The organism is Microbacterium sp. NPDC087592 (assembly GCF_044743585.1).
GTDB lineage: Bacteria > Actinomycetota > Actinomycetes > Actinomycetales > Microbacteriaceae > Microbacterium.
Genome location: NZ_JBIUWT010000001.1, coordinates 2,572,391 through 2,586,184 on the forward strand (window position 1 = coordinate 2,572,391; position 13,794 = coordinate 2,586,184).

Here is a 13,794-nt window from a genome sequence, read left to right on the forward strand (position 1 = left end):
CCCTTGGCTGAAGGCAAGAAGCTCGTCATCGTCGAGTCCCCGACGAAGATGCGGTCTATTCAGGGATACCTCGGCGACGGCTATGAGGTGCTCAGCTCCGTCGGCCATATCCGCGACCTCGCTGACAAGAAGGACATCCCGGCTGCCGACAAGCAGGCCTACGGGAAGTACTCCATCGACATCGACAACGGGTTCGACCCGTACTACGTCGTCTCCGATCGCAAGACGAAGACGGTCGCAGAACTCAAGCGCGCACTGAAGAGCGCCGACGAGCTCCTGCTCGCCACTGATGAGGACCGCGAAGGCGAGGCGATCGCCTGGCACCTGCTCGAGACGCTCAAGCCCAAGGTCCCCGTCAAGCGCATGGTGTTCCACGAGATCACCAAGGACGCGATCCAGGCGGCAGTCGGCAACACGCGTGAGCTCGACCACGACCTCGTCGACGCGCAGGAGACCCGCCGCATCCTCGACCGCCTGTACGGCTGGGACGTCTCGCCTGTCCTCTGGTACAAGGTCAAGACCGGCATCTCGGCCGGACGCGTGCAGTCCGCCGCGACCCGCCTCATCGTCGACCGCGAGCGTGAGCGCATGGCGTTCACCTCGGCCGAGTACTGGGACGTCGACGCTCAGGCAGCCGCGACCGGCACGTCGTTCAAGATCCGCCTCGTGCGTGTCGACGGCGGCCAGCTCGCCCGCGGCACCGACTTCGACGATGACGGAAAGCTGAAGAAGGCCGTCGTCATCCTCGATGAGGCCACCGCTGCCGCGCTCGCCGAAGCGGTCGACGCCGTCGGTGCCGGCAGCGTCACCAAGGTCGAAGCCAAGCCGGGCACACGCAGCCCTTATGCGCCGTTCACCACCTCCACGATGCAGCAGGAGGCGGGACGCAAGCTCTCGATGGGAGCCAAGCAGGCGATGGGCGTGGCCCAGCGGCTGTACGAAAAGGGCTACATCACTTATATGCGTACCGACTCCACGTCGCTGAGCACCCAGGCGGTGCAGGCGGCGCGGAGCCAGGCGGTGGCCCTCTACGGCGACGCCGCGGTGCCGTTGAAGCCGCGCGTGTACAAGTCCAAGAGCAAGAACGCGCAGGAGGCGCACGAGGCGATCCGTCCCTCGGGAGACACCTTCCGCACGCCCGCCTCTCTCTCGTCCGAGCTCGACCGCGACGAGCAGCGCCTCTACGACCTCATCTGGAAGCGCACGGTCGCCAGCCAGATGTCCGACGCGAAGTACGAGACCACCACGGTCACGATCGCCGTCGACGCCGCGGGGAAGAAGGCCGAGTTCACGGCCTCCGGAACCGTCTACACCTTCAAGGGCTTCCTGGAGGCGTACGAAGAGGGTCGCGACGAGAAGCGCGGCGACGCGGATGCCGCCGAGAATCAGTCGCTGCCTGCCGTCGCCGTCGGAGATCAGCTCGCGGTGTCGGATGCGGAGGCCAAGGGGCACCGCACCACGCCGAAGCCGCGCTACACCGAGGCATCGCTCGTGAAGGTCCTCGAAGAGAAGGGCATCGGCCGTCCCTCGACCTTCGCCTCGATCCCCGAGACCATTCTCGACCGCGGTTATGCGGTCAAGCGCGGACAGGCACTCGTGCCGACGTGGCTCGCGTTCAGCGTGGTCCGGCTGCTCGAGGAGCACTTCGCCGAGCTGGTCGACTACGACTTCACCGCTGCGCTCGAGGACGACCTCGACACGATCGCCCGCGGCGAGCAGAACCGCGTGGAATGGCTCAAGTCGTTCTACTTCGGCTCCGACTCACACGTCGGCCTCCGCCAGGTCGTCGACAACCTCGGCGAGATCGACGCGCGCGCCCTCAACTCCACCCGCATCACGGACACCGCCACGCTGCGCTTCGGCAAGTACGGTCCGTACCTCGAGGTCGCCGACCCGGAGAACCCCGACGCCAAGCCGCGCATCGTCAATGTGCCGGAAGACCTCGCGCCCGACGAGCTGACCGCCGAGAAGGCGCAGGAGCTCATCGACGCTCCCGTCGCGGGCGACCGTGTGCTCGGGGAGAACCCCGAGAACGGCAAGATCGTCGTCGTCAAGGACGGCCGGTTCGGACCGTACGTCCAGGAGAACGACCCGGTGTCCGAGGACGCAGCGGTCGACGAGACGACCGGTGAGGTCGTCGAGGCCCCGAAGCCGAAGCGCGGAGCGAAGAAGGAGGCGGCCCCGAAGCCGCGCACCGCATCGCTGTTCCGCTCGATGTCGGTCGACACGATCGAGCTCGACACCGCGCTGCAGCTCCTGAGCCTGCCGCGTGTCGTGGGCGTCGACCCGGAATCGGGAGACGAGATCACGGCACAGAACGGCCGCTTCGGTCCGTACCTGAAGAAGGGCACCGACTCGCGGTCGCTCGAGAGCGAATCGCAGATCTTCGACGTCACGCTCGAGCAGGCGCTGGAGATCTACTCCCAGCCGAAGTACGGTGCCGGTCGTCGTGCATCCAGCGCACTCGCCGAGTTCGAGGCCGACCCCGTCAGCGGTAAGCCGATCCGCATCCGCGACGGCCGTTTCGGGGCCTACGTGACCGATGGCGAGACGAACGTGACGATTCCGCGCGGGCAGACCGTCGAGGACATCACGTTCGAGATCGCCGTGCAGATGCTCGCCGACAAGCGTGCCAAGGGCCCGGCTCCGAAGCGCGGCGCGGCCAAGAAGGCGCCCGCCAAGAAGGCGCCCGCCAAGAAGGCCGCCGCCAAGAAGCCCGCCGTCAAGACGGCGGCCACGTCGACGACCGCGAAGAAGGCCCCCGCGAAGAAGACCACGGCGGCGACGTCGGCCGCACGGTCGGCTGCGGCGAAGAAGGCTGCAGCCACACGTGCGGCGAACGCCGCCGCGAAGGCAGCGGAGAAGGCGAGCTCGTGACCCCAGGTCACGGGGTGTGGATCACGCTCGAAGGCGGAGACGGCTCTGGCAAGACCACGCAGTCGACTCTGCTCGCGGAGTGGCTCGAAGGCACCGGGCGCACCGTCGTGCGCACGCGCGAACCCGGCGGTTCCGAGGTCGGGCAGCTCATCCGTGACATCGTGCTGCATCATCGCGGTGACATCGCGCCGCGCGCCGAGGCGCTGCTCTACGCGGCCGACCGCGCGCACCACGTGGCGACGGTCGTGCGACCCGCACTCGACCGCGGGGATGTCGTGCTGCAGGATCGCTACCTCGACTCGTCCGTGGCGTACCAGGGTGCCGGCCGTGTGCTCGATGCGACCGAGATCCGTGATCTTTCGCTCTGGGCGGCCGAAGGCGCGCTGCCCGACCTGACCGTGCTGCTCGACCTCGACCCCGCTGCGGCCCGCACCCGCCTCGACTCCGCAGACAAGCCGTTCGACCGGCTGGAAGCAGAACAGGCGGAGTTCCACGGGCGCGTTCGCGACGCGTACCTGGCCCTCGCGGCGGCCGAGCCCGAGAGATTCCTCGTCCTCGACGCCGCCGCAGCGCCGACGGTGATCGCGGAGCAGATCCGTGCGCGGGTCGGCGCACTGCTCGGCTGACCTGCGCGAGTGACACCCATGCCGTCGGCGTCGGTGGTCGCGATTAGGCTGAGTGCATGCCCCGCACCGTTCCTCCTCCTTTCCCGTGGGCGGACGTGTGGGGGCAGGATGCTGCCGTCGACACGCTCCGTGCGGCGGCATCCGATCCGGGTGCGCTCTCGCATGCCTGGCTGATCACCGGCCCGCCCGGATCCGGCCGTTCGACTCTCGCGTACGCGTTCGCGGCCGCTCTGGTCGCCGACCACCCCGAAGATGAGGCGGTGATGCGGCAGGTCTTCGCGGGCACCCATCCCGACGTCACGGCGCTCCGCACCGACAAGGTGATCATCACGATCGCTGAGGCCCGCGCTCTCGTGGAGCGCTCCTACTTCGCACCCTCCGCGGGTCGGTACCGCGTCATCGTCGTCGAAGACGCCGATCGCATGGTCGAACGCACCTCCAATGTGCTGCTGAAAGCACTCGAGGAGCCGCCCGAGCAGACGGTGTGGATCCTGTGCGCGCCCAGCGAGGCCGACCTGCTGCCGACGATCCGCTCCCGGGTCCGCTCGCTGCGACTGCGGGAGCCGGATGTCGCCGATGTGGCCCGGCTCATCACCCTGCGCACGGGGGCCGATGAGGCCGTCGCCGAGCAGGCGGCGCGGCATTCGCAGCGCCACATCGGGATGGCGCAGCGTCTCGCCACCGATGACGCGGCTCGGCGTCGGCGCGACGAGACCCTGCGGTCCGTCATCGGCGTCCGCGGTGTCGGCGATGCGGTCGATGTCGCGGGTCGGATCATCCAGGCCGCGACCGAAGACGCGAAGGCCCTCACAGCGGAGCGCGACGCGCAGGAGCGGGCTTCGCTCCTGCGCACGATCGGAATCGCCGAGGGGCAGGCCGTGCCGCCGGCATTGCGCACACAGCTCTCGGCGCTCGAAGACGATCAGAAGAAGCGCGCCACGCGCAGCCTGCGTGACGGCATCGACCGCGTGCTCACCGACCTGCAGTCGCTGTTTCGCGACGTGATCATGCTGCAGTTCGGTCGCGGCGACGATCTCATCAACCGCGAGCTGCGCCCCGAGCTGGAAGGCCTCGCGTCGGCCTGGCCTGAGGCCCGTACCCTTGTCGTACTTGACCACCTTGCCGAGACGCGGCAGTCGCTGGAGCGCAACGTCGCTCCGCTGCTCGCACTGGAGAGCTTGCTCGTGACGATCACGAGCGGGAGGAAACCGTGAACAACCGATCGACTTCCCGCTTCCGTCGCGCCGCCGCGGTCATCGCCGGCCTCGCCGCGGCATCCGTCGCCCTCTCGGGCTGTCTCTACGCCATGATCCCCGAGCAGTCGTCGCGGCCGGCGACGACCATCGTCCCCGACACCGACGGGGTCGCCGAAGATCTGCTGCCGTTCTATTCGCAGGAACTGGAGTGGACGGACTGCGGCCCCGGCTTCGACTGCACCGAGGTGACGGCGCCCCTCGACTGGGAGAACCCGGGAGCCGGTGACATCAGCCTGTCGGTGATCCGCCATCGCGCGCAGGGGACCCCCGTCGGCTCCCTGTTGACGAACCCGGGCGGTCCCGGATCGAGCGGTGTGGAGCTCGTCCAGAGCAGCCTCGACTTCGCGGTGGGACCTGATCTCATCGAGAACTACGACGTGATCGGCTTCGACCCGCGCGGAGTCGGGGGCTCCACCGCGGTGACCTGCTACGACGCACCGGAGATGGACGACTACCTCTACGGCATCCCGTCCGCCGCCCGTGGTACGGCGGAGTGGGAAGCCGAGCTGCTCGACGCGCACAAGTCGTTCGCCGAGGCATGCGAGGCGAACAGTGACGGCATCCTGCCGCACATCACGACGGTCAACTCCGCCCGCGACATGGACCTGATCCGCGCGGTGCTGGGCGACAAGCAGCTCAACTATCTCGGCTACTCCTACGGCACTTTCCTCGGCGCGACCTACGCCAAGCTCTACCCCGAGAAGGCCGGACGCCTGGTGCTCGACGGCGCGATCGATCCGGCGGTTCCGGGGCTCGAGGTCGGGGCGACTCAGGCTCTGGGCTTCGAGTCGGCGCTGCGCGCCTACATGCAGAACTGTCTCGACTCGGGGAACTGCCCCTTCAACGGCACAGTGGACGAGGCGATGGCCGATCTCGGGGCGCTGCTGGCGAGCGTCGACCGCACTCCGCTCGAGAACGGCGATGGGCGGATGATGGGTGCGGACTCCCTGCTGACGGGGATCATCGCCGCGCTCTACGCCCAGGAAAGCTGGGACATCCTCACCCAGGCCCTCGATGAGGCGCTGCAGGGAGACCCGACCACGGCGTTCCTGCTCGCCGACTATTACAACAAACGCGGCGATGACGGAATCTACACCGACAACTCCACCGAGGCCTTCCGTGCATACAACTGCATGGACTACCCGGTCGAGGACGACCCGGCCGCCGAAGCCGCGATCGAGGCCAAGATCGCCGAGGGCGCGCCGACCATCGCCCCGTACTGGACCGGACCGGACTCCTGCGAGGTCTGGCCCTACCCGCCGACCGGCACGCGCGGCGAGATCGCGGCTGAGGGTGCAGGACCCATTCTCGTGATCGGCACGACGAACGATCCGGCGACGCCGTACGAGTGGTCCGAGTCGCTGGCGGACCAGCTCGAAGAAGGGGTCCTGATCACCCGCGTCGGCGAGGGCCACACCGGGTACAACAAGGGCAACGTCTGTGTGGACGACGCCGTCGAAGCGTTCCTGCTCGACGATGTGGTGCCCGAAGACGGCCTGCGCTGCGAGTGAGGCGGGCTCGATTCGCGACCGGGCACGAGACAGGGTAATATCGGTGATCGCGCCGCTCACGCGTCGCACGCCGCTTTAGCTCAGTCGGCAGAGCATTTCACTCGTAATGAAAAGGTCGTCAGTTCGATTCTGACAAGCGGCTCCGAAGGCCCCGTGATGTGAAGAACATCACGGGGCCTTTCCCGTTCCAGCGGCGTACCCTCGAATCATGAGCAGAGCGCTTCTGATCGTCGATGTGCAGAACGATTTCACGGAGGGTGGTGCACTCGCCGTGACGGGCGGTGATGCGGTGGCCGCTGCCGTCACGACATTCCTCGCCGCGCATGCCTCCGACTATGGGGTGATCATCGCGTCGCGGGACTGGCATGACGCGCAGGGAGACAACGGCGGACACTTCGCCGGCACGCCCGATTACGTCGACTCGTGGCCGGTGCACTGCGTCGCGGGTACCGACGGTGCGGAGTACGACCCGCTCCTGGTGACGGATGCCGTGACGCACCACGTCCGCAAAGGGCAGGGCAAACCCGCTTACTCGATGTTCGAGGGGGAGACGGAGGCGGGTGAGACCGTCGGCGCGCTCCTCACTGCCGCGGGAGTGCTCAGTGCCGATGTGGTCGGCATCGCGACCGATCACTGCGTCCGGGCGTCCGCGCTCGACGCGATCGCGCACGGCGTCCATGTACGGATTCTGACCGACCTCGTCGCCGGGGTGGCTCCGGAACCGAGCGAAGCAGCCCTCGCAGAGCTCGTGCACGCAGGTGCGGAACTGGTCGAGAGCACCGACGCGTGAACCGCAGCTTCCTGCTGCTTCGGGCTGTGAACGTCAGCGGACGCAACAGCGTGCCGATGGCACGGTTGCGAGAGGTGCTGGCGACCGATACCGAGCTCGCCGACGTGTCCACCTACATCGCGAGCGGCAACATCATCTGCGCGACTCCGGAGAACCCGGATGCCGCATGCTCCGCCGTGCGCGTCGCGATCCACGAGGAGTTCGGGGTCGACACCCCGGTCATCCACCGGACACACACGCAGCTGGTCGCGTCGGAGTCCGCTCAGCCCTTTCCCGAGGGTGACGTGAAGTTCGTGCACGCGATGTTCCTCGAGGGGACGCCCTCGGCGGGGGCGGTCGAGGCGCTGGAGAGACGACTCCTGCCGGAGGAGCGTCTGGAGCTCCTGGGGAACGACCTGTGGATCGACTACGGGAGCGGCGGAGTGCACTCCACGAAGCTCACGAAGGGAGTGCTGGACCGTGCGCTGGGCGTGGCCGGCACCGCCCGCAACCTCCGGACGACGCGCACACTCATCGAGCTGACGGCGTGACGGCGTGACGGAGTGACGGCGCCGGAGATCGTCGAGGCCTGAGTCTCAGCCCTGGGCCCCGCCGGTCTCCGTGCTCAGCGCGGTCGGCGGCGTGTGCGGGTGCGACTGCAGGTCGACGCGGCGGGTGCCGCATCCCTCGCACCGCACGTAGAGGACGACGCCCTCACTCGTCGGATGCCGCGACTCGACGAGCCATGCGTGCTCATGGGACGCGGTTTCGGGCCGGGTGCGGGGGATCGGGAGCGTGTTCTGCGAGGTCATGTACCCAGCGTGATGTAATGGTCTTATGCATCTCAACCCTTACGGCGAATACGCGGTGCTGCTGGCCGCCTCCCTCGCCAACGACTGGCCGGCCGACCGCGCCGGGATCGAGGAGCGCACCCTCGAGCTAGGCATGACGCAGACGTTCCCGCCGGCGGCCGACGACCACGAGAAGATCAGGGCGGTCATCGACGACTGGCTCACGATCGTCGACGAATCCGACCCGGATGCCCGGGCTCTGCTGCTGAACGCCCAGCTCGCGGCAGCAGCCGCTTACCCCCGGCTCACTAACCACGACGGGGAGGGCTGGCACCTGCACTACCGCGATGACGTGCCGTCACTGCCCTACGTGTTGCGGGCGATCATCAGCCTCGGCACCTCGCTGCACCTCGTGACACGGGGGATGAGCAGGCTCGGCAGGTGTCAGGCCGCGCCGTGCACGAATGTCGTCGCGGACGTGACCCGCAACGGCCGTCAGCGCTTCTGCTCCGTGCGCTGTGCGAACCGTGCGGCCGTCCGACGGCACCGGGCGCGGGCCTGACACCGCTGCTCAGGCGGTCTGCCCGGAGTGCTTGCCCTCGCCGATCTCCTCGACGAGCTTCGCGTTGAAGGCGGGCAGGTCGTCGGGAGTGCGGCTGGAGACGAGGCCCTCGTCCACGACGACCTCCTCGTCGACCCAGGTCGCCCCCGCATTGCGGAGGTCGGTCGTCAGGCTCGGGTAGCTGGTGAGCGTCCGGCCGTCCACGACGCCGGCCTCGATGAGGATCCAGGCACCGTGGCAGATCACGCCCACGGGCTTGTGCTGCTCGAAGAAGGACCGCGCCAGGGCGATCGACGGCTTGTCGAGGCGCAGATGGTCGGCGTTCACGACACCGCCGGGGAGCACGAGCGCGTCGAACTGGTCCGCCGACGCGTCGGAGGCGAGGAGATCCACGGCCTGCTCGTGACCGTTCTTCCCGGTGATCGCGGCGCCGTCCGGGGCGATCAGCGTCGCGCTCGCGCCCTCGGCGGTCACCGCATCCCACGGGCTGGTGAGCTCGCTGTCCTCGAATCCGTCCGTCGCCAGGAATGCCACTCGGTTGCCGGTGAGAGTCATGGTTCGTCGTCCTTTCGTGGAGGGTCGTCCGCGGGGAGCGGACGAGTACACCCTCTCCCGGGACACCCGAATGTGGGAAGGGGGTGGCCACTGCGAGGAGCCGGTGATACAGGAGAAGCCGTCGTCTCCGGAGCGCTCCCCTCGGAATCCGCTGCGGCAGCAGTAGCATCCAGACATGCGCGTTCGTCCTGCTCTCGTCCTCCTGCCGATGCTCGTTCTGCTCGCGGCCTGCGCCCCTGAGCCGGCTCCGAGCCCGTCACCGTCGGCATCGGAGACATCCGGGACGGCTTCGCCCACTCCCACGCCGTCTGAGACCTCCGCGCCGACACCGGACCCGACGGAGGCCGCCTCGGAGTTCACCGGTTCCCAGCTCGTGAAGCTCTGCACCGAGAAGACGCGCAGCCTGGCACCGGACGCGACCTACTACGCCGACATGGCGACCACCGAGTGGCTTGCGGAGAAGTCCCTCTGGTTCGTCGTCATCCCCAAGACGCTGGACGGCCAGGACAGCGTCGCGGTGTGCGCGATCGGCGGTACCCCGAAAGCCCCGACGTTCGAACTCGAAGGCGAGACGCTGCCCAGTGGCGTGGCCGACATCCGCGCGGAACTGCTGGCGGGCGAGCACGACGGCGAATCCTGAGACAGGTGCCGCCGCGCTCACCCTGCGGTGGGCCCCGTGGGGCTCGAACCCACGACCCGCGGATTAAAAGTCCGATGCTCTGCCAACTGAGCTAGAGGCCCCTGCTCAAAGTCTAGTGCGCACGACGAGGGGCCGTCGGCGACAGAACGTCGCCGGCGGCCCCTTCTCCTTCCCGGGTGGCTCCCCCTACCCCGAGAAGGCCGCGTGCCGGGTCCTCCTCCCGGCCATCCCGTGCTTAGGAAGCCGGGGGCATCAGGACCGTGTCGATCAGGTACACGGTCGCGTTCGCGGTCTGCACTCCACCACAGACGACCTTGGCGTCGTTGACCATCCAGTCGTCGCCGCTGCCGGTGACTTCGAGCTCGGCACCCTGGACCGTCTTGTGCATGCCCTCGATGTCGGCCGGCTCGATCTGGCCGGGAACCACGTGATAGGTCAGGATCGAGCTCAGCGTCTCGCTGTCGGTCTTGAGAGCCTCGATGGTGGCCGGGTCGATCTTCGCGAAGGCGTCATCCACCGGTGCGAACACGGTGAACTCGTCTCCGTTGAGCGTGTCGACGAGGTTCACGTCGGGGTTGAGCTGTCCGCTCACTGCGGCGACCAGCGTGGTCAGCATGGGGTTGTTGGATGCGGCGACGGCGACCGGGTCCTGGGACATGCCCTGGATCGAGCCTGCGCCCTCCGGCACAGCTTCGGCGTAGGCGGCGCAACCGGGGCCCACGAGGTTCGCGGCCGGGTCCATCTCCTCCATCGGCGTCGACTCCGACGTCTCCGGAGTCTTGGGCTCGGTGGACTCCTCCGTGGTGCTGCCGCTGCCCATCGAACAGGCGGAGAGCAGGAACGCGCTCGCCAGGCCGAGGGTGATGGCTGCGGTGACCTTCTTCTTGGTGCTGAACATGTCGAGCTCCTTCAGAACTGAGCCACGGCCTCTCCGTGGCGTCGAGGGCTGTTCGGAGCACCTTCGAGATCGGATGGGAGAAATCTCAGAAATCTCTCAGATCGATCGAATCCAATCCGTTGTCGTCCCCGGAGCGAACAGCTCCCGACAGAAGTGGGGACCTCATGGACCTGATCATCATCGGCCTGCTCGGCGGGCTCATCACCGGCATCTCGCCGTGCATCCTGCCCGTGCTGCCCGTGATCTTCCTCACCGGGGGCGCTCAGTCCGCGCGGTATGAAGACGAGGTGGTGCCCGCCAGGCGCAGCCGCCCGTACTTCGTGATCGCGGGGCTGGTGCTGAGCTTCACGCTCGTCACGCTCGGCGGCTCACTGCTGCTCGGGCTGCTGAATCTGCCGCAGGACATCATCCGCTGGGGCGGCATCGCGGTATTGATCATCATCGGCGTCGGGCTCATCGTGCCGCGGTTCCAGCACATCCTCGAGCGCCCGTTCCAGCGGTTCGGTCAGCGCGAGGTGAAGAACCGGGGGAGCGGCTTCGGCGTCGGTCTCGCGCTGGGTGCGGTCTTCGTGCCGTGCGCCGGCCCCGTGCTGGCCGCCATCATCGTCGCCGGCTCCACCGGTCAGATCGGCATCGGAACCGTGCTGCTCACCGTGTCGTTCTCGATCGGCGTGGCGGTGCCGTTGCTGATCTTCGCCCTCGCCGGCCGCAGCGTCGTCGAACGCATCCGCTCCTTCCGCTCGAAGGAGCGCGGGCTGCGCATCGCCGCCGGCATCGCGATGATCGCGCTCGCCGTCGGGCTCGTGTTCAACGTGCCCCAGGCGCTGCAGCGTCTGCTGCCCGACTACACGGCTCCGCTCCAGGAGCAGATCGCCGACTCCGACCAGGTGAAGGACGCCCTCGATCTCGGCGGACTCGTCAACGAAGAGAACAAAGATCTCGACAAGTGCACCAACGGTGCCGAGGAACTCGAGTCGTGCGGAACGGCGCCGTCGATCAAGGGCATCCAGGAATGGCTCAACACCCCGAACGGGGAGGCGCTCGACCTGAAGGACCTGCGCGGTCAGGTGGTGCTGATCGACTTCTGGGCGTACTCGTGCATCAACTGCCAGCGTTCGCTCCCGCACGTGGTCGCCTGGGATGAGGCGTACCGCGATGCGGGCCTGCAGGTGATCGGCATCCACTCTCCCGAGTATGCGTTCGAGAAGGACCCGGGCAATGTGGCGGCCGGCGCGCGAGACTTCGGCATCGAATACCCGGTCGCCCTCGACAACAACCTGTCGACGTGGACGAACTACCGCAACCGCTACTGGCCCGCCCACTACCTGATCGATGCAGAGGGAACCGTGCGCCACATCTCGTTCGGAGAGGGCAACTACGCCGCGACCGAGTCGATGATCCGCGAGCTGTTGAAGGACGCGGATCCGTCCGTCGACCTTCCCGGCGCGACAGACGTCGAAGATGACACACCCGATGTGGGGTCGACGACGAGGGAGACATTCCTCGGTTCGTCGAAGGACGTCAACTACGGCGGCGACGGCGACTACCGCTCCGGCACCAACGCGTACACGTTCCCGAAGGATCAGCCGGCCGACAGCTTCGCGCTCGACGGCGACTGGACGATCGAGACGCAGTACGCGACGCCAGAGGGCGATGACGGACGGATCAGCCTCGAGTATCACGCCGCCGAGGTGCGGGTCGTGGTCGCCGGAACCGGCGACATCGAGCTCCGTCGCGACGACGGATCGACGGAGACGATCTCGATCGACGGGACCCCGCGCTCGTACGAGCTGCTGAAGCAGGCCGACATCGCCGAAGGCACCCTCACGCTCGACGTCCCGCCCGGAATCCAGGTCTATTCCTTCACATTCGGGTGACGTCTGCACGGGTACGGAGAGGAGATGCGGCATGCTTGTGGAGATGGTCATCGATGGAATGGACGTCCCGGAGGACGGCGCGACGCAGGATGCTGTCGGCGACCTCCTCGTGCGCGTCGCCGACGGTGACCAGGCTGCCTTCGCGGCCCTCTACGACGCCCTCTCCTCCCGCGCCTTCGGGCTGATCCTCCGCGTGCTGGTGAACCGGGCGCAGAGCGAGGAGGTCCTGCAGGAGGTCTTCCTGGAGATCTGGCAATCCGCTTCCCGCTTCGCTCCGAACAGAGGTCAAGGACGAACGTGGGTCATGACGATCGCACATCGTCGGGCCGTCGACCGGGTGCGGGCATCGCAGTCGAGCGCCGACCGCGATGTGCGGGCCGGATTCAAGGACATCGGTGTGGCACACGACAGCGTCGCAGAACAGGTGGAGCTGGGAATCGAAGGCGAGAAGGTCGTCGACGCTCTCTCGGGGCTTCCTGAGGTGCAGCGCGAGGCACTCGTCCTCGCCTACTACGGCGGTTACAGTCAGAACGAGATCGCGGCCCTGGTGGGCGCGCCGCTGGGGACGATCAAGACACGGATGCGAGACGGGCTGACCCGTTTGCGCACGGCGATGGGGGTGACGGCATGAACGAGAGAGAGTTCGCAGAGCTCGCGGCAGGTGCCGCCCTGCACGCGCTGTCGGCAGACGACGAGCGCCGTTTCCGTGACGCACTCGCCGCGCACCCCGAGTGGCAGGCCATCGTCGAGGCGGATGCCGGTGCGGCCGGGCTACTCGCCGAGACGGCCGCGACGGTCGATCCGCCCGCGAGCATCCGGTCCGCCCTGCTCGCGCAGATCGCCGTCACGCCACAGAGAAACGAGTCGGACGGTGACGAGCCGCGTGCGGCCGCTCCGGCACCGGAGAGCTTCACGACGGAGGAGGCCGCCGCCGAATCCCCGAAGCCGCGCCGATGGACTCGCACGGTGTTCGCGTTGGCCGCGTGCCTCGCCCTCCTCGTCGGCGTCGGCATCGGCGCAGTGGCTCTGAATCAGCAGCTGAACCGCCCCGCGAGCGTGGTCGCCCTGCAGGAGATCGAAGCGGCGGGAGACGCCGAGCAGGCGACGGTCGCGCTCGATGACGGCGGAACGGCGACGGCGCACTGGTCGGGCTCGGTCGGCAAGGCCGTGCTCGTGACCGACGGGCTCCCGAATCCCGGGGAGGGCGAGACCTACGAACTCTGGTTCGTGCGCGGTGACGCCCCCGTCTCGGCAGGCGTGTTCGATGTCGACGGCGGTGAGGCGACAGCCCTGCTCGATGGCGACATGCAGGCAGGAGATGCGATCGCGGTGACCGTCGAACAGGCCGGCGGGTCGCCGACGGGGCAGCCGACGTCTGACCCGGTGATCGTCATCCCCACGGCCTGAGCGTCGCCGATCGCGCGTACCCTGG

General features: G+C 68.0%; 14 protein-coding genes and 2 tRNA genes. 12 read left to right on the top strand and 4 right to left on the bottom strand.

From position 1 onward, the window contains the following. Positions 1-3 precede the first annotated feature (3 nt). The 7 genes from topA (at position 4) to ACIOTO_RS12475 (ending at position 7,590) form a co-directional block, all read left to right on the top strand. The gene (gene topA, locus ACIOTO_RS12445) at positions 4-2,877 is read left to right on the top strand and encodes a type I DNA topoisomerase (RefSeq protein WP_400858022.1); all 2,874 of its coding nucleotides are present in this window, start codon (positions 4-6) and stop codon (positions 2,875-2,877) included. Beyond that, the gene (gene tmk / locus ACIOTO_RS12450; protein ID WP_029262797.1) at positions 2,874-3,503 is read left to right on the top strand and encodes a dTMP kinase; all 630 of its coding nucleotides are present in this window, start codon (positions 2,874-2,876) and stop codon (positions 3,501-3,503) included. The genes topA and tmk overlap by 4 nt, the downstream gene beginning before the upstream one ends. A gap of 56 nt (positions 3,504-3,559) precedes the next feature. Further along, a complete protein-coding gene (locus ACIOTO_RS12455) occupies positions 3,560-4,717 on the top strand; it encodes a DNA polymerase III subunit delta' (RefSeq protein WP_372469218.1) in 1,158 nt (385 codons plus the stop codon). Then, positions 4,714-6,270, top strand: a complete 1,557-nt coding sequence (locus ACIOTO_RS12460; RefSeq protein WP_029262795.1) for an alpha/beta hydrolase — start codon at positions 4,714-4,716, stop codon at positions 6,268-6,270. The genes ACIOTO_RS12455 and ACIOTO_RS12460 overlap by 4 nt, the downstream gene beginning before the upstream one ends. A gap of 69 nt (positions 6,271-6,339) precedes the next feature. Continuing rightward, positions 6,340-6,412 (top strand) — tRNA-Thr (locus ACIOTO_RS12465). A gap of 66 nt (positions 6,413-6,478) precedes the next feature. Continuing rightward, the gene (locus ACIOTO_RS12470; protein WP_105711352.1) at positions 6,479-7,060 is read left to right on the top strand and encodes an isochorismatase family protein; all 582 of its coding nucleotides are present in this window, start codon (positions 6,479-6,481) and stop codon (positions 7,058-7,060) included. Continuing rightward, positions 7,057-7,590: a DUF1697 domain-containing protein gene (locus tag ACIOTO_RS12475; protein WP_400858023.1), complete on the top strand. Its 534-nt coding sequence runs from the start codon at positions 7,057-7,059 to the stop codon at positions 7,588-7,590. Before ACIOTO_RS12470 ends, ACIOTO_RS12475 begins: the two co-directional genes overlap by 4 nt. A gap of 45 nt (positions 7,591-7,635) precedes the next feature. Here ACIOTO_RS12475 and ACIOTO_RS12480 read toward each other — a convergent pair whose 3' ends face one another. Further along, on the bottom strand, positions 7,636-7,851 hold the full coding sequence (locus ACIOTO_RS12480; protein ID WP_400858024.1) for a hypothetical protein: 216 nt from the start codon (positions 7,849-7,851) through the stop codon (positions 7,636-7,638). A gap of 25 nt (positions 7,852-7,876) precedes the next feature. Here ACIOTO_RS12480 and ACIOTO_RS12485 point away from each other — a divergent pair, with 25 nt between their 5' ends. Next, a complete protein-coding gene (locus ACIOTO_RS12485; RefSeq protein WP_400858025.1) occupies positions 7,877-8,392 on the top strand; it encodes a CGNR zinc finger domain-containing protein in 516 nt (171 codons plus the stop codon). Between the two features lie 9 nt (positions 8,393-8,401). Here ACIOTO_RS12485 and ACIOTO_RS12490 read toward each other — a convergent pair whose 3' ends face one another. Beyond that, positions 8,402-8,947 carry a type 1 glutamine amidotransferase domain-containing protein gene (locus tag ACIOTO_RS12490; protein WP_105711349.1) on the bottom strand — a complete coding sequence of 182 codons (546 nt, stop codon included), beginning with the start codon at positions 8,945-8,947 and terminating at the stop codon, positions 8,402-8,404. Positions 8,948-9,122: 175 nt separating this feature from the next. Here ACIOTO_RS12490 and ACIOTO_RS12495 point away from each other — a divergent pair, with 175 nt between their 5' ends. Continuing rightward, a complete protein-coding gene (locus tag ACIOTO_RS12495; RefSeq protein ID WP_400858026.1) occupies positions 9,123-9,587 on the top strand; it encodes a hypothetical protein in 465 nt (154 codons plus the stop codon). A gap of 28 nt (positions 9,588-9,615) precedes the next feature. Here ACIOTO_RS12495 and ACIOTO_RS12500 read toward each other — a convergent pair. After that, positions 9,616-9,688 (bottom strand) — tRNA-Lys (locus tag ACIOTO_RS12500). Between the two features lie 134 nt (positions 9,689-9,822). After that, positions 9,823-10,485, bottom strand: a complete 663-nt coding sequence (locus tag ACIOTO_RS12505) for a fasciclin domain-containing protein (protein WP_029262788.1) — start codon at positions 10,483-10,485, stop codon at positions 9,823-9,825. A 164-nt stretch (positions 10,486-10,649) separates the two neighbouring features. Here ACIOTO_RS12505 and ACIOTO_RS12510 point away from each other — a divergent pair, with 164 nt between their 5' ends. From ACIOTO_RS12510 to ACIOTO_RS12520, 3 genes are read left to right on the top strand one after another with little or no spacing between them, the layout of a single operon-like run. Beyond that, a complete protein-coding gene (locus ACIOTO_RS12510; RefSeq protein WP_400858027.1) occupies positions 10,650-12,362 on the top strand; it encodes a cytochrome c biogenesis protein DipZ in 1,713 nt (570 codons plus the stop codon). Positions 12,363-12,393: 31 nt separating this feature from the next. Continuing rightward, positions 12,394-12,993, top strand: coding sequence for an ECF RNA polymerase sigma factor SigK (gene sigK / locus ACIOTO_RS12515; RefSeq protein WP_029262786.1), 600 nt, complete (start codon positions 12,394-12,396; stop codon positions 12,991-12,993). Continuing rightward, positions 12,990-13,769 carry an anti-sigma factor domain-containing protein gene (locus ACIOTO_RS12520; RefSeq protein WP_400858028.1) on the top strand — a complete coding sequence of 260 codons (780 nt, stop codon included), beginning with the start codon at positions 12,990-12,992 and terminating at the stop codon, positions 13,767-13,769. Before sigK ends, ACIOTO_RS12520 begins: the two co-directional genes overlap by 4 nt. Positions 13,770-13,794 lie beyond the last annotated feature (25 nt).